The organism is Enterococcus sp. DIV0236, from assembly GCF_050558525.1.
GTDB classification, from domain to species: Bacteria; Bacillota; Bacilli; order Lactobacillales; family Enterococcaceae; genus Enterococcus; species Enterococcus faecalis.
Genome location: NZ_CP187891.1, coordinates 563,922 through 579,685, shown reverse-complemented (window position 1 = coordinate 579,685; position 15,764 = coordinate 563,922). Strand labels below are relative to the sequence as shown.

The 15,764-nt window shown below is 37.3% G+C and carries 15 protein-coding genes; 4 read left to right on the top strand and 11 right to left on the bottom strand.

Annotation, left to right across the window (positions count from 1 at the left end):
• Positions 1 to 99: 99 nt before the first annotated feature.
• On the bottom strand, positions 100 to 441 hold the full coding sequence (locus IGK27_RS02815) for a type II toxin-antitoxin system PemK/MazF family toxin (RefSeq protein WP_002355703.1): 342 nt from the start codon (positions 439 to 441) through the stop codon (positions 100 to 102).
• 168 nt (positions 442 to 609) lie between these two features.
• The gene (udk, locus tag IGK27_RS02810) at positions 610 to 1,239 is read right to left on the bottom strand and encodes a uridine kinase (protein WP_002355702.1); all 630 of its coding nucleotides are present in this window, start codon (positions 1,237 to 1,239) and stop codon (positions 610 to 612) included.
• A 174-nt stretch (positions 1,240 to 1,413) separates the two neighbouring features.
• Here udk and IGK27_RS02805 point away from each other — a divergent pair, with 174 nt between their 5' ends.
• Positions 1,414 to 1,869, top strand: a complete 456-nt coding sequence (locus tag IGK27_RS02805) for a GNAT family N-acetyltransferase (protein ID WP_002363227.1) — start codon at positions 1,414 to 1,416, stop codon at positions 1,867 to 1,869.
• A 34-nt stretch (positions 1,870 to 1,903) separates the two neighbouring features.
• Here the strand turns inward: IGK27_RS02805 and IGK27_RS02800 are convergent, their stop codons facing one another.
• On the bottom strand, positions 1,904 to 2,584 hold the full coding sequence (locus IGK27_RS02800; protein WP_002378056.1) for a YjjG family noncanonical pyrimidine nucleotidase: 681 nt from the start codon (positions 2,582 to 2,584) through the stop codon (positions 1,904 to 1,906).
• A complete protein-coding gene (locus tag IGK27_RS02795) occupies positions 2,581 to 3,363 on the bottom strand; it encodes a pseudouridine synthase (RefSeq protein ID WP_002361308.1) in 783 nt (260 codons plus the stop codon). The genes IGK27_RS02800 and IGK27_RS02795 overlap by 4 nt, the downstream gene beginning before the upstream one ends.
• Positions 3,364 to 3,693: 330 nt before the next feature.
• Between IGK27_RS02795 and IGK27_RS02790 the strand changes: the two genes are divergently transcribed.
• Complete coding sequence (locus tag IGK27_RS02790) at positions 3,694 to 4,305, top strand: 50S ribosomal protein L25/general stress protein Ctc (RefSeq protein WP_033626516.1); 612 nt, start codon at positions 3,694 to 3,696, stop codon at positions 4,303 to 4,305.
• 251 nt (positions 4,306 to 4,556) lie between these two features.
• The gene (locus IGK27_RS02785; RefSeq protein WP_002355697.1) at positions 4,557 to 4,880 is read left to right on the top strand and encodes a DUF960 domain-containing protein; all 324 of its coding nucleotides are present in this window, start codon (positions 4,557 to 4,559) and stop codon (positions 4,878 to 4,880) included.
• Positions 4,881 to 4,948: 68 nt separating this feature from the next.
• Here the strand turns inward: IGK27_RS02785 and IGK27_RS02780 are convergent, their stop codons facing one another.
• The 4 genes from IGK27_RS02780 to IGK27_RS02765 form a co-directional block, all read right to left on the bottom strand.
• Positions 4,949 to 7,963: a polysaccharide lyase 8 family protein gene (locus IGK27_RS02780; protein ID WP_033626517.1), complete on the bottom strand. Its 3,015-nt coding sequence runs from the start codon at positions 7,961 to 7,963 to the stop codon at positions 4,949 to 4,951.
• 114 nt (positions 7,964 to 8,077) lie between these two features.
• Complete coding sequence (locus IGK27_RS02775; protein ID WP_002383066.1) at positions 8,078 to 8,878, bottom strand: PTS system mannose/fructose/sorbose family transporter subunit IID; 801 nt, start codon at positions 8,876 to 8,878, stop codon at positions 8,078 to 8,080.
• On the bottom strand, positions 8,871 to 9,662 hold the full coding sequence (locus tag IGK27_RS02770) for a PTS mannose/fructose/sorbose/N-acetylgalactosamine transporter subunit IIC (protein WP_002358771.1): 792 nt from the start codon (positions 9,660 to 9,662) through the stop codon (positions 8,871 to 8,873). The genes IGK27_RS02775 and IGK27_RS02770 overlap by 8 nt, the downstream gene beginning before the upstream one ends.
• Before the next feature lie 48 nt (positions 9,663 to 9,710).
• A complete protein-coding gene (locus tag IGK27_RS02765; RefSeq protein ID WP_002383065.1) occupies positions 9,711 to 10,604 on the bottom strand; it encodes a PTS mannose/fructose/sorbose transporter subunit IIAB in 894 nt (297 codons plus the stop codon).
• Positions 10,605 to 10,864: 260 nt separating this feature from the next.
• Between IGK27_RS02765 and IGK27_RS02760 the strand changes: the two genes are divergently transcribed.
• Positions 10,865 to 11,572 carry a GntR family transcriptional regulator gene (locus IGK27_RS02760; RefSeq protein ID WP_002355690.1) on the top strand — a complete coding sequence of 236 codons (708 nt, stop codon included), beginning with the start codon at positions 10,865 to 10,867 and terminating at the stop codon, positions 11,570 to 11,572.
• Positions 11,573 to 11,596: 24 nt separating this feature from the next.
• Here IGK27_RS02760 and IGK27_RS02755 read toward each other — a convergent pair whose 3' ends face one another.
• The 3 genes from IGK27_RS02755 to IGK27_RS02745 all read right to left on the bottom strand — a co-directional run bounded on the left by IGK27_RS02755 (position 11,597) and on the right by IGK27_RS02745 (position 15,761).
• The gene (locus IGK27_RS02755) at positions 11,597 to 13,375 is read right to left on the bottom strand and encodes a beta-galactosidase (protein ID WP_267589424.1); all 1,779 of its coding nucleotides are present in this window, start codon (positions 13,373 to 13,375) and stop codon (positions 11,597 to 11,599) included.
• Between the two features lie 12 nt (positions 13,376 to 13,387).
• Positions 13,388 to 14,551 (bottom strand): glycoside hydrolase family 88 protein, encoded by a 1,164-nt coding sequence (locus IGK27_RS02750; RefSeq protein ID WP_033626518.1) that lies wholly within the window; start codon positions 14,549 to 14,551, stop codon positions 13,388 to 13,390.
• 382 nt (positions 14,552 to 14,933) lie between these two features.
• A complete protein-coding gene (locus IGK27_RS02745) occupies positions 14,934 to 15,761 on the bottom strand; it encodes a hypothetical protein (RefSeq protein WP_002391333.1) in 828 nt (275 codons plus the stop codon).
• Positions 15,762 to 15,764 lie beyond the last annotated feature (3 nt).

Below are 15,764 nucleotides of genomic sequence, written 5' to 3'. Positions count from 1 at the left end.
TCGCCTCCTCTTTCACTATACGAGAAAAACGAATATTTGGAAACCATTTCAACAAAAAAAAAGAAACCGTTTCCCCAAAACGATTTCTTTATATGTAAATTAACGGATACCAACGCTAACTTTTAAAGCTTGATTGACCTGTTCCATCTCTTCACGAGAAAGTTGACAAACCTTGTGTAGCATTCGTTCTTTATCCAATGTTCGAATTTGTTCTAACAAAATAAGTGATGGCGTCCTGCACTCGTTATGGGGAATTTCGATGAGGACTTGCGTTGGTTGCAGCCGCTTGCTTACGTTACGGGTAATCGGTGCAACAATCAACGTTGGACTAAATAAGTTACCTTTGTTATTTTGAATAATCAGGACAGGTCGAATCCCACCTTGTTCAGAACCAACAACTGGTGAGAGATTCGCATAAAAAACCTCACCTCTTTTTATCATTCAGATTCCCTTCCCTCCTTTTCCTTTAAAAAATTATAGCATATTGTTTCTTGCAATATTTTCAACTTTTTAGCTATCCCTTAAAATATTTGATAAAACCACCCTTTAAAAGTCAAAAAAAGCTTAAACAGTCGACTCTGATATAGAGACGGCTATTTAAGCTGACTATTACATTTTTGTTAAAATACTATCCACTTTTGTATTAATTAAATCAATAGCGACGTGGTTTTCGCCACCTTCTGGCACAATGATATCTGCATAACGTTTCGTAGGTTCAATAAATTGGTGATACATGGGCTTGACGACTGTCAAATATTGTTCAATCACAGAATCCAAAGTACGGCCACGTTCTTCCATATCACGCTTGATTCGACGAATAATACGGATGTCATCATCTGTATCCACATACACTTTAATATCCATTAAATCCCTTAAGCGGCGATCTTCTAAAATTAAAATCCCTTCAAGAATAATTACTTCTTTCGGTTCTTGGATCACCGTTTCTGTACTTCTTGTATGCGCAACGTAGTCATAAACTGGCTTTTCAATGGCTTGATAATTTAACAGTTGTTCAACATGTTGAATCAATAAATCTGTATCAAACGCAAAAGGATGATCATAATTGGTATTTAAACGTTCTTCAAAACTCAAATGGCTCTGATCTTTATAATAAGAATCCTGTTCTAACATCATAATTGAATGATCGGGAAAATTATTAAAAATCGCACGGCTAACACTGGTTTTTCCGCTTCCTGATCCGCCAGTAACACCAATGATAATTGGCTGACTATCTTTCATGTATAAACCTCTTTCTTTTCAAAAACTTCATTGTCTTTTACTATTATAATGAAAACTCTGAAGAATGCCAGACCTTTTCCAAGACTTTTCATGTGATTTTTATCTTCTTATGAAAAATCTGCCCACACTTCTTTCAATTACAGTATACTTATCAATAAAAGGAGAATCCTACCTATGATTAAAAAAGTCAAAAAAGAAGCACTTACAACTGCGCATTACGCTCTTCTTTATGAGGCAGATCCCTCAAAAAAAATGGTGGCAGATTACATTACCCGCGGTATTTGCTTTGACTATCAGACTGAAGAACTTCAAGGAATTTTAGTCCTGTTGCCGACTCACCCACGGACATTGGAAATCGTAAACATCGCTGTCTCAGAAGAAAGCCGAGGGCGGGGCATCGGGCAAGAATTATTACATTTTGCCATTGATTTTGCCAAAAAAGAAAAGTATGATTACTTGGAGATTGGGACTGGGAGCACAGGCTTTCAACAGCTATATCTCTACCAAAAAGTCGGTTTTCGAATGACACATATTGAACCAGATTTTTTTATCCATCATTATGATGAGCCCATTATGGAAAACGGCTTGCCTTTAAAAGATATGGTTCGCTTACGGTTACATTTAAGTTAAAAAACAACATTTCCTGTACAGGAAATGTTGTTTTTTAATGCCCAAGAATTGGTAACAACTCATCTAGCTGTTGAATCGTATAATTGGGTTGAATTGTTGGTGTTGCTGGAGCGGAGGTCGGATTGAGCCAAACAGTTTGAATTTTCGCTTGTTGGCCTCCTTGAATATCTGAATGCAAAGAATCGCCAATAATCATTGTTTTTTCTCTACTAAAATTAGGAATCCGTTCAAAAACAAAATCAAAATACTCTTTCATCGGTTTTTGATAACCCACTTCTTCTGAAACAAAAATATCTTTAAAATAAGGCATTAATTTCGAATCTTCCAACCGACGATACTGTGTTTTTGCCACTCCGTTTGTCACAATATATAAATCATAATGGGGTGCTAATTTTTCCAAGATACGTTGACTATTGCCAAGCAAGTCATGTCCTTGACTTAAATATTCTCGGTAGTTTTCTCCCATTCTAACGCTATCAACTTCTCGATTAAACGCGTCAAACAATAAACCAAACCGTGTATCAAGGAGAACATCTTTTGTTATTTTTCCTTCTTCAAATGAACGCCATAATCCTTGATTAATTCGGTGGTATGTTGACTCGACTTCAGATGTAAATGGTACATTTTCTTCTTCAAATAAGGCATGGAGCGCCTTCTTTTCAGCCAATTTAAAATCTAACAATGTATCATCAACATCAAAAAGCAATGTTTTCATTTCCGTTCCTCTTCTCTTTTCAAATTACTCGGTAACGCTTTGCTTGTTTGTTGTTTTTCAATAAAAAAATAAGGCAATAGCAATTGTAACTCTTCTCTTGTTAATGAACGATAAGCACCTAAAGGTAATTGCGGATCTAGCCGCAACGGCCCCATAGTTTGACGTTTTAAAGCAGTCACTTTTTTCCCCACAGATAAAAACATTTTTTTCACTTGGTGAAATTTTCCTTCTTGAATAGTCAGGAAAACATGACTCTCCGTTTCAGTCGCTGCAAGAACAGTTATTTTTGCTGGCTTACATTGAATGCCTCCTTGCAAAACAATCCCATCTTTAAATTTAGCACAATCTTCTGCAGAGACCAAACCATTGACTTTCACTTCATAACATTTCGCTACTTCTTTATTTGGCCGAATTAATTGATACCCTAATTGTCCATTATCTGTTAATAGAAGTAACCCTTCCGTATCGCCATCGAGTCTGCCCACTGGATAAAGACCAGGGCGTCTGTCTTGTGGCGCAATCAAATCAATAACTGTTTTTTTAGATGCATCTGAGACAGCGCTAACCACACCTTTTGGCTTATTCAACATGTAGTACACATGTGTCTTATGCGAAATTAATTGTCCTTTTACTTTAATCATTTGTAATTGCGCATCGACGTTTTGGCTTTCATTTAAAGTCACGATGCCATCCACAGTGACCTGCTTGCCTTTGATTAATCGTTTCACCGTTTTTCGTGATCCAAACTGAAGTTCTTCTAGTAATTTATCTAATCGCATTGTTCCGCTCCATTCTGGTATTAGTATAGTGGAATCCGTTAAAGATGAAAAGTAGAAAAAGGTAATTCCTTGACGTATAAAAATATAAGTGTTACGGTTAATAAGTAAAGTAAATAAAGGTTTCTCAAAAACAGCGTAATGACCTGGGAGAGAACAACGATAACAATGAACCATTCCCATGAGTGTTGCCTGGCAATATTTGTGGGGATTTTTTGATTATTGTTAGCATTTTTCTAGACAAGAACAACTGAAAAAAGAGTTTCTTTTTTCCATTATGTTTTGTTTCTGAGTTTAACCAAATCACTCATTATTTCAAGGAGGAATTAGGTTATGTCAGTACAATTAGAAGTTAAAGAAAGAGCTATCCGTCCACGTTCACTAAGAAATCAGCTACGTCACGAAGGGAAAGTACCTGCCATTGTTTACGGTTACCAAATTGAAAGTACACCAATCTATTTTGAAGAAAAAGACTTATCAAAAATTTTACGCGAACATGGTGCTAACACCGTTATTAAAATGACAGTTGATGGCAAAAACATCAACACATTAATGTCGAAAGCACAATTAGATACCTTTACTGGTCAAATGCTTCATGTTGAATTCTTATCTGTAAATATGAAAGAAACAACAGAAGTCGAAGCAGAAGTTCAATTAATTGGTGAATCTGCAGGTGTGAAAGCTGGGGGTACCTTAGCTCAAAACTTGTACACTGTTTTAGTGGCAGCCACACCAGATAAATTGCCAGAATCAATTGAAGTAGATATTACAAACTTAGAAATTGGTGATGCTCTTACAATCGCTGATTTACCTGAACACAAAGACTATGAAATTTTAACTGATCCAGAAGAACAACTAGTTGCTATTGTTGAAGCACAAACTGCTCCTGAAGAAGAAGAAGAAGGAACAGCTGCTGAAACGACTGAACCAGAATTAGCCGAATAAAGAGTACACTTTTGTTCAGCTGATTCTCTTAAGTTTTAGAAATGGGATGTACGTTGAAACAACGTACGTCCCATTTTCTTTTTACTGCATGGCTTGATTTCTTCACATAAATGATGACACCTGCAGAGCTAGGAAGCTACAGAGGAATATTAAATTTTTGCTAATCTACGCAATATTTTCAAACGAAACAATTTCTTTTTTTTAAATTTGCAGTATACTAAAAGTAAGTAAACAAAAAGGAGGTCATCCATATGTTTGAACGTTTTGATAGTGACCGTAGCCGCTATGCTTCATTAGGTGTTGTTTCTAGCTTACCTAGTGGCTTAATTGATAGTATTTGGTTGATTATTGACTTAAATCTAAAAGGGGTTATCCCTTTAAACGACTTACTTCACTTTGATTTGTTGAACAATAATGGCAAAGTGACTGTCCATTTTTCTCAAGAAAATAGTTCAGTAGAAATGGCAATCGACTTACCATTTAGTTATTCTACGGCATATCCGTCGCGAATTTTTGCTTTTGATGATGGCCATCGTGAAACGATTTTATTACCTGCAGAAATGTTAGAATCTTAAATAATTTCAACAAAGTAGCCTCAAATTCCGATTAAACTGGAATTTGAGGCTACTTTAATTTCTTTTAGTTATTCTACAATAATTTGTTTACTACTTCCTGCGGCATTTTCAAAATTAATAGTAAAGGTTTCTGTTGCATCATCATAAGTGATTCCGTCACTTTGACTAATTACTGTGCTGTAATCTTTTGGTATTTTTAAAGTCAGTGTCTTAGTTGTTTGTGTGGGATCAGAGAAAGTATACGTTTTTTGGTGTTGTTGTGTCTTTCTGATTAAAGAAATAGCTTTATTTGAGGTAATCCCTGCTATTGTACCGCCAGTTTCTGACCAAATGTTAACCCCAAGATAGCCTTCTTCTTCTTGCTTAACTGCTTGAATTTCTTCTGTATTTGAGAGAACTTCTACTGTTTTTTTGGCAGCATATGTTTTTAAATCAGTTTCATCGATTCCTGGTAAAACTACATAAGCATAATGCTCGTTCGTTGGGTGTTGACCATGTTGAATCGTAAATGTTCGATAATCACCTACATATTCTTTATCACTTGGAAATGCTTCATTAATTGCTTTATAGGTTCCTTTTCTAGTTTCACTTTTAACATTTACCGTTGTTTCTTCTGGAAAATAATAACCCATATTAGCATTGGAATGATCCGACTTTAGTAATAACCATTGTTTTTTACTCGTTTCATTTTTCTCATGAATCTCCCCAATATTTGATAGCACTTGATACTGATACGCATCATTTAACAAACGATTATCAACAACTGTCTCAATCGAAGCCTCTGTATCCCCTTTAATTCCTGCGCCTAATGCGATAATTTGCCCATTTAATACAAACCAAGATTTTTTAGCTTGTAGGTTCATAGGTAAAAGTTTCCCATTATTTTTGGTCCCGTCTTTATTAAGAGCCATCCCTACTACTGCCTGATTGTCTGACGTTACTCCACCAACCCATTGCTCTTTCGATGTGATTGTTGTAAATGCTGAAACTTCATCTGCCAAAGAAATGGTATCTACCGTTGTTCCTGGTAGTCGATAGGGATCTACAGTTGGCCAATAGCTGGAATTAAATTGAACCTCGTCATCATTATATACGTACATCATTCCGTCACCAGTGTGCCAGCCACGTTTATTTTCTTTATTCCCTGCTTCAAAAGATGCAGTGCGCTTTGAATACAAGCCTAGCCCAAACATATAACTAGGTGTGCGTTGGACAAATCGATCCATCGAAGCATAAAGTTTCGTGCCTGTAAAAGGAAGTTGCCCTCCCGTAATTTCTGGATTAGTTAAAAGTTGCATAGTCATCTGTAAATCATTAAAATCACGAGCATTTGTCAAATAATAATCTGGGTTCTCCTTCATCCAATATTTAACGGCTTCTTGAAATTTCTTTTGATAATTATTAGGAGCAAATTTAGCCACAATTAATAAATTATACATGGTAGTTGAGCCATAGCCTGTTTTTCCAACTGCTGGGGCTCTTGAGATGGAACGGCCATTCACAGTTGGTAGCATTTCACCTTTATAAATCAAAGGAAGAAAGGCACGATCAACATTTTCAACAAATTCTGTCACAAGAGTTGCATCCATTTGAAAAGATGAATCTGCTGTAATGGCCAAAATTTGTCCAACCCCTTTCACCAAAACATTGCCATACGAACCTGTATAAGGAATGTTATTGTGCTGGATAAAAGAACCATCTTGGTAAAAACCATCACCTTTTGTGACTAATTTAAATACATCGACGATACTACTGGATGCTTGATTAATTTTCCCGCTATCCTTTTGTAAAATTCCTAACCCCAAAACAGTTAAAGCTAAGTCCGTGCGGTTCGCTCCTGATGTCACAAAATTTGGGATAAAAGCTAAATCCACAAACGTTCCTTGTGGTTTTGTATACAACTGTTTAAACGGATCTGGGACATAACTGCTCAGCGCATTTGTATAGATTTGTTGCTTTTCCGGAGAAACTTTATCCTCTAAAATCATTAGAATATTAAGAAACTTCTGTGGCACACCAATTTGCCAGTCCCACCAATTTCCGTGGTACTTTTTCCCATCATACCCTTTTTGCGTTACCATAAAATCTAAGCCATCAATAATGGTTGCTGCCAATTTGTCATCTTGGTAAAGCGTACTCCCCTTCGTTCCATAGGCTAACGCTAATTTTTGCAATTTGGTAAATTGAGTCGTTAAATCAGCCGATGGCGTATTGCCAGGCTCTAGTGGCCATAAATAGCTGCGGTTCGGCTCTTTATTCATCGTTTGATCGAGTTCTGTTGCTTCATTGGAGATTTTTTGGACATAGTCTACAAGCGCTTGGTTAGTTGAATCATATTCTTTTGAAACAAGCTGATTTCGCCATTTTTCTTTTAATTCTCGGTATTCTGCAGATGAATCGATAACAGGAACGCTACCAACGGGGCCACTTTTCATAGAAATGATATTCAGCTTTGATAGATTACCAAATAGTCTAATTCCTACAGTACCCATCCAGTCATCATTAATGGACGTACCATCAGGATAATGAACCTCTTCATTTTCATAAAATAATTGATCATTCAGGAATGTTTGAATTTTTTTCCCATCATAGCGAACCAGCAGTTTATATTGTTGGCCACTTAGTAATGTTGGTCCCGGAATATTAGTTAGCCATTTACCGCCTGGTTGTCCTAATTGCCAGCGGCCGTCACGATTATAAGCAAAAGATTGCCATTGACTCGTCTTTTGTTTATCTCCGCGAAAAACCAATCCGAAGTTACTTTGCCCTTCATATAAAAAGGTTAGTTCAAGATCTCCTGAAGATTGTTCGCGTGCATCAAGATTGATAGAGACAGATTCGAGGTTTGTCCCTTGCTTCGTGTTTGCTATCCATAAACCAGCAGAATCATTCTTTTTTTCTGCTGTTCCCACCAAATCTTGCCAATGCCCAACTTGATTGGGGAAATCTGAAATGTAAGAGGGTTGCTCAATCGTTTGGCTCGCTTCGTTTTCTTCTGCAAAAGTAAGAGTGGTTCCCATAAATCCACTCGTCAAAGCAGTAAACAGTCCGACCAGCATTAACCATATTTTCCTGTTTTTCATTCTTTCTCCTCCTAAAAAATTATTGTAAAACGCTTACATCCGAATCAGAGAAAAAGAGTGAAGAAAAATACTTTCTACACTCTCCGACTCTCTGAAAATCACTTAATATACTTTTTACGCCAAAATACCAAAGGCACTCAAAACAATCGATAAAATTAAAATAATCCAAATCACTCGTGTGGAATTTAATTTCTTTTGACCTAACATCCAATAAGTTAAAAGAACAAGTAAGATTGGAACTAAGGAAGGCAAAATCGCATCTAACGTATCTTGAATAACTAATTCGACCCCGTTCTTTTTATAAACAAAAGGAACTGTCGCCTTGATAACTGAAGGAATTAAGGCACCAATCACAGTCACACCAAGAACAGTTGCTGCATTCGTAAAGGCAGATAACTTGTCTTTTAAGGTCGTCACTAGTTTGACCCCTTGCTTATAACCAAGTGGTAAGAGCGCGGCCCGACCAAACAATAGTGCAATATTTGCAATAATCCAAATAACACAGCCCACCACCGAACCATTTTGAGCCAGTGTCCCTGCAACAGAGCCGAAAATCGTCCCCCAAATAACGTGGAATAAAGAGTCCCCAACGCCTGCCAAAGAACCCATCAGAGCTGTTTTTAACGCAATAATTGTTTCTTTCGCTTTATAACCATCTTGCTCTTCAATCGCCACATCAATCCCCATAATTAAATTCCCAAAAATAGCATTGGTGTTAAAAAATTGATTGTGTGTGCGCATCATATCTTGAAATTGTGCTTCATCATGACCATAGAATTTTTTTAAAACAGGTAAGATGCCGTATAAATATCCTGAACTCATCATACGTTCATAGTTCCAGTTTAATTGGCTTCCTAAAATATAACGCCAGCTAATTGCATTTAATTCTTTTTTTGTCAGTTTATGCTTACTCATCGCCGTCATATCCTCCTTCAAAATCACCATTTCCTGTTGTTGCTTGTGTCGTGCTTTTTGCCCCATCACGTTTAAATACAAGCATCGCTGCTACCATCCCAACTATCGAAACACCTAACATTGGAACTTTTAAATAAGCCGCTAAGAAAAAGCCTAATAGTAAATAGGGGATATATTGCTTCGTTGGCAAGTAACGTAATAAAATCCCTACACCGACAACAGGTAATACTCCTCCAGCTGTTTTTAAGCCCGTCATTAGCCATTCTGGCATGTTATCGGTAATCGTTGTTACTACAGCATCCCCCGCTAATAACATTAATAAAATCGGAATAGCACGAGACAGTCCCCACAGAACAGAACCAGATAAAACTAAGCGTGGAATCCGTTTTACTTGCATCTTATCAATCGCTTTATCGACACTATGAAGTAAAAAGACATTACAAAAACGGGCGACTACATCTAGTTGCAACATCAACAGAGAAACAGGAACAGCTAAACCAATGCCATACTCCGCTCCTTTTCCAGAGATTACAGCGAAAGCGGTTCCTAAAACAGCCCCTGTGAAATAATCAGGTACCGATGCTCCACCAAAAGCAGCAATTCCTAAACGCATTAATTGAAGAGTGCCGCCAACCATTAAACCAGTTTTTAAATCTCCCATAATCATTCCAGAAATCATTCCAGCAATAGCTGGTTGCGTCAACGTATTTGAAATAAGTGAGTCATTAATAGCAATAAACGCATAAATAGTAATTAAAATAATTTGATACGCTGCTAAATGCATTGAAATTTCCTCCTAAATTTAAAAATATTCTTTCTTAGTCTGACTGTTTTAGCCGCGTAATTTTTTCATAAAATCAACGACTGGATCGTTTGGAACTAATTGGGCTGTCACAGTGACGCCTTTTGAAGCGATTGTTTCAAAAATTTGTTCTTCTTCTGGTAAAACTTGAATACTTTTTGTTACTTCGCGTGCTCCTTCTTTGTAACTCATATTCCCAACATTTACAGTTTTGATAGGTCCTTGCGCTTCGATAAAGCGGAGCACATCTTTCGGATTTTTAAATAATAAAAATAAACGCTGTTTACCATATTTTCCTGATTGAATATTTTTAGCGGCAGCCTCTACTCCAAGAACAGATAAACGCATCGAAGAAGGCGCTGCCATTCTCAAAGATGATTTTTGTAAAGGATCTGTAGCCGCCTCATCATTGGCTACAATTATTCGCTGTGTACTAAGACTTGTCGACCAAATTCCCGCTACTTGTCCATGAATTAACCGTTCATCAATCCGTGTGTTTACAATATTTTCTTTTCCAGCATATTGACTATAGTTACTTAACTCTTTTTCTTTGCTGGCTTCTGAAATCTCTTGTTCCGCTTGATTCATTCCAGCCTTTACATCAACAATATTTTCTTGTGCTAAACAAACTAATTCTTTAATCGAAGCCTGTTGATTAACCACTGCTTCAATCACAACAGAGAGCGTCATCCCTGCAATAATTTCCACTCCGTCAACGTTCAAATAATTCTTAGTTGCCACGTTACATGGCGTTCCTCCTAGTAAATCAGCAATAATCAGTGTCGTACCGTTAAGGGCTTTCATTTTTTCATTTAGCTCTTTCTCAAATTGAAGATTGTCGCTATCTGGTCGTAATGAGACTGTATGCACGTGTTCTTGCCGACCAACGATCATTTCTAAGCTAACTTTGACGCCTTCAGCCATGCTACCATGACTAATTAGTACAATGTTTTCCACGAATTTCCCTCCCTAGATGTAGGTGACCCTACTTAACATGTTATGTTCTCTACGAACTTACTATAACACATACTAAGTTATCCGTAAACCTAATATCTTAATATATTGAATTTATTTTTTTGAATTCTTTAAATAAAAATTGTCTTTCCTCTTTTTCAAAGTGTTTGCTAAAGGCTAGTTAACATGTTATGCTTAATTCATTCGATTACTAGAATGGAGGCAATCGCATGTTACCTAAATATGAACAAATTAAACAAGACCTTTTACGTGAAATAAAAAATCATACCTTTATTCCTGGTGATAAATTTTATTCTGAAGCCGATATTAAACGAAAATATGCTGTTAGTTCTATCACAGCTGTCAAAGCACTGAATGAGCTGACCAGTGCAGGTTACTTGTATCGTATCCAAGGAAAAGGGACCTTTGTTTCGAAATCAAAAGTTTCTCAAAATGTAAAATTTTCTGATATCGAGTTGCATTCTTTAGACTCTGAAAAAGTTAAAGTCCTTTCAATTGAAGAAGATAATCAAGCCGAAATTTTAAAGGAATTAGGCTTACCAGCTAACGCTTCTTATTATAGAATCAAGCGTGTACGCTATTCTGAAGATACACCCTTTCTCGTACATATCACACATCTTCCCAAAAAGCTTGTTAAAGAGCCGCTCTCAAAGGACCTCACAGCTTATGCAAGTGTGTATGAACGAGTCCGTAAAGATTTTTCAGTAGACCTCTTCTCGTTGGCTTCTGTAGAAACAAATGAAATTGTCTTTCCCGAAGATGCTGAGTTATTGAATTTACTTCAATTAAGTTTTCGTGAACCCGCTGTTAAACAAGTTAAACATTCCTATCTCGCAGATGGTAGTGTTGCTGAATATATTATTAGTTATAAACATTGGAAATATTTCAAAACCAAAATAGAAGTAGAAGCCGAATAAATTTCAGCTTCTACTTCTATTTTTTTAATCTATGATTACTTGATTCGTAAATTTCAAGTACTCAATTTCAATTCCCTCTGTTTCAAAAATTACTACTTCATTTTGTCCTTGCTGTAAAAATTCTTTGGGACAATACAGCGAATGAATGGGTCCTATTTCCCAATAACGACCTAGATGATGGCCATTGACCACAACGAATCCTTTGCCGTAGCCTCGACAGTCAATATACGTGTCTGCTAGCTGTTCTAATTCAAATGTTACTTGATAAAATGAAGGCTGCAATGGATTTTTTCCAGCTGTGTAATCAATCTTGGCTAATTGCTCTTGTGAAAAAGTTAAGGGATAGTGTTGATAGACTTGGTGAAAATGAATGTCTTGCATCACTCCACCTCGAATTCCTTTACTTTGTGTCGGATTATTTAATTTAAAGCCATAATTAACGCGACCTAAGTTTTCCACTAAGATATCTAACGCAAGTGTGTCTTTTTCAGTTTGCCCTGAAATCAGTAGCTCTTCTCCCACTGTCTCTTGATATTGGGTAGCAGCTAAATCTCCATCTACATAAATGTGTAAACGATCACTGGCCTCAACCACTTTTAGTTTATTTTCATGATGATAATTTTTTAAATCAAACGAATAAAGCAAGTAGCCATAGCCTGAGCCAGCTTCTTCCATACTTAATGGATACGCGGTGGTCTTCGGTGTCATCATTTGATCTTTTACTGCGAATAAAGATACGCTAGCAGTTACTGAAAAGCTTCCTAAATTCCCCAGTTTTTTCGTGCGTGGTTGTGCTTGCCAAACTTCTGGACATACTTCTTTAATTGCTTTTTGAACGGCATAATATTTTTCTGTTGGTTCTCCTGCTTCTGTTAATAAAGCATCATAATCATAGCTAGTGACTTGAGGTAAATCTTTTGCACCTCGCGCCGAACACCCGTTATAAAAGCCGAAATTTGTTCCTCCATGAAACATATAGAGATTTAAAGAACCCACTGCCAGCATATCTTTTACTTCTTTCGCCAAGTCGGTACCTTCCCGCTGAATCACTGGTTCGCCCCAACGATTGAACCACCCATCCCAGTATTCCATGCACATCAACGGCCATTTTTTACCATGACGAGTCATAAATTTTTTCAAAACGGCAGCATTTTCTTTCGAATGACTACCAAAATTTCCTGTCACAAAAACATCCTCTTCAATTAACGTCCCCGCATCCAAAACCTCTTCCCAAGCGCCATCAGATGTAAAAAGAGGAACCTCAATCCCCAGTTCTTCCATTATCTGCTTGGTTTGTCGCAAGTACGCTTTCTCCATGCCATAGGACCCATATTCATTTTCAACCTGCATCATGATCACTGGTCCACCTTGTGTTATCTGCAGCGGTGCTAGTTTAGGCAATAATACTTGAAAATAGTTACGAACTTTAGTCATAAAAATAGGATCTGTCGAACGTAATCGTACGCCTTTTTCTTTCAAAAGCCATGCTGGTAAGCCACCAAACTCCCATTCTGCACAAATATAAGCCGAAGGACGCAGAATAACTAGTAAATTCAGTTTTTCTGCCAAGCGGACAAATGCTTCAATGTTTTTCATTCCTTCAAAATCGTATACGCCTTCTTCTGGTTCATGAATATTCCAAGGAATGTAGGTTTCTACTGTATTAGCTCCTAAAGCTTTCAGATTATAGAGGCTATCTTCCCATTGGCTAGGTGTCATTCGAAAGTAATGAATCGCCCCGCTAATAATTTTTATTGGTTGTCCATTTAATAAAAAGTCTTCTTTAATCTCAAACGTTTGCATCATTTTTCCCCTTTACCAGTATCTTTGCCATGATGGTTTTGCTAAACGCATTAAGGCTTCCATGTAAAAATAATCGCCCCATAAGTTGGGTTCATCAATCCCTTTTCCTTCTGCATGTGCGTAAACACCATGGAGTAGCAGTCCTTCATTTTCGGAATCATTTTTCGTACGATAATATTCTCCTAATTGATAAATCATTCCTTTGGCAAGCTCTTTTGCTTGAGGAAAAGCCTGTAGTTTGTCTGCTTCCAATAAACCACATGTCGCAATTGACAGTGCCGAGCTATCTTTGTCAGATGGCATTTGGTCATTAAAATCAAAATCCCAATAGGGAATTAAATCTGCTGGCAAATGAGCTAGAAAAACCTCCACTATTTGTGGATAAATTTCTGGAAATGGTTGGGAATGGAGAAATGTTTCGTTTAGGGGAATCCCTAAAATTGCCCAACTTTGGCCTCGTGCCCAAATGGAAGTATCACTATGTCCTTGATGCGTAGCTCCATGTTTTGGTTTGCCTGTTTCTGGATCAAAATAATAGGTATGATAAGTTGTCGCATCGGATTTAATCACCGTTTTCATTAACGTATGATAGTGACGTGAGGCAATTTCCTCATAAACCCTATTTCCAGATAATTTAGTTGCTTCAAATAAAAGCGGTAAATTCATTAACGAGTCGATAATTAATCGATATTCTTTGGGATCACCATAATGGCCCCACGCTTGAATGAAGGAGCCATTTTCTTGGAATCGTGCTGACAATACTTCAGCGGCAGCTAGCACTTCTTGTTTACAGCGCTCATCACCGGTAATTTTATACCCAGCACCCGCCGATAGACTATATAAAAAACCAATATCATGGTGGTCCAAAACAAAATGCTCTTCTAATCGTTGTTGAAAGCTGTCAATATTTTCCATTGCCAGTAAACGAAATTTTTCTTGGTGAGACCACTCATATGCCAGCCAAAGCATGCCTGTCCAAAAGCCATTGGTCCAATCATCGTTAGCTTTGAGACGATATCGACCATTCGTAGCACAAGCTGAAGGAAACTGTGTTCCGAAACGCTGCATATTTTTAGCAATTTTTGAAACGCATTCATTTAATTGCGTTTGAATCCATTCATCTGTGACATTTTCTCCTAGAGAGATCAGTCTTTGTTTATTTTCTTGACTACACATCTCCATCACTCCTTAACTTGTTAACATATTAACTTATTGTATTATAACGTAAAAGAAAATAAAAAGCGACCTTTCTTGATTATTTATCTTAAAAACAAGAGCGTGGGACAAAAATCACTTTGGATTTTTGCTCCACGCTCAAAAACTGATAAACGGCGGGAAAAGAACCAACACTACGCGTTGCTCCGATCTCAACAACTTCTAAGAGCTAAAGCTCTAAGAGTTGAAGGTCCTTCGGAAATAAGCCGAAATTGTTGAGAATCACGAAGAACGTAGTGATTCGATGATGAACAATACCTACTTGGTCTCCAAAAATCAAAGATCAATTTTCGGAAATTTCTTCTTATTTCTCGGAGCTAAACGGTTCTGTCCCGACCTCTTGTTATTTATTCCGACCGAATACTTCAATTTGGGTCAACGCTGGAAATGGAGAAGAGTCCAGCGCTTTTCGTAAGCATTTTAATGTCAAAGTTTGTGTTGTTTTCATTGGGAACTTTATTTCTTGAAAACAGGCGGTATTCGTTGTGGCAACTACTCGTTCCTCTCCATCTGAAAAGGCTAAAGTGACTTCCTCCCAATAGCTATCATGTGGGTAATCCGCCCGAAATAGCAAGCGGATCCAGTCCGTTTCTACAGGTCTGCCAAAGTCAATCGTTAACTGTGCCTCCTTTTGTTGGTTAATTCCCCAAGAAGCAAATGGATACGAGCCATGAGAAAGGTTACCAAACTTAGAATCAATAGCATTTTTCGCAAAGAAAACAGCATCGTCTCTCGTTTCAACGTTTGCATACGCATGAGGATAGGCTCCTGAATATTCTTTTTGGTCATGTGTATTCATAGAAAGATTTTGATAATTGTCTTTTTCAAACGTGTGCGCTTGTCGAACCATTATTTGGTGCCTTGCTGAATGAAAGGCCGTATCAACAAAAGCTTTTCGAGCAGATTCTTCTAATGGAATTTGATATTCCCAAACTTTTTCTTTTAGATAAATCAATGAAGGAGCCAAAGTTTCATCTAATTGAACCATCAAATAAGGGGTAGCCCCTGTATAAGTCACTACAATTTTATCGCCAACTTGATAAAGGTACTGTTTAATTGCTAATACCGCTAACGTGTCTCCCTCCGCCATGAATGGCGCTTCTGGCTTCTCGTGATCGATTCGGCCAGTAATAATCTGATTGTCTTTATTTTTCAATTCGATTTTTATCATTTT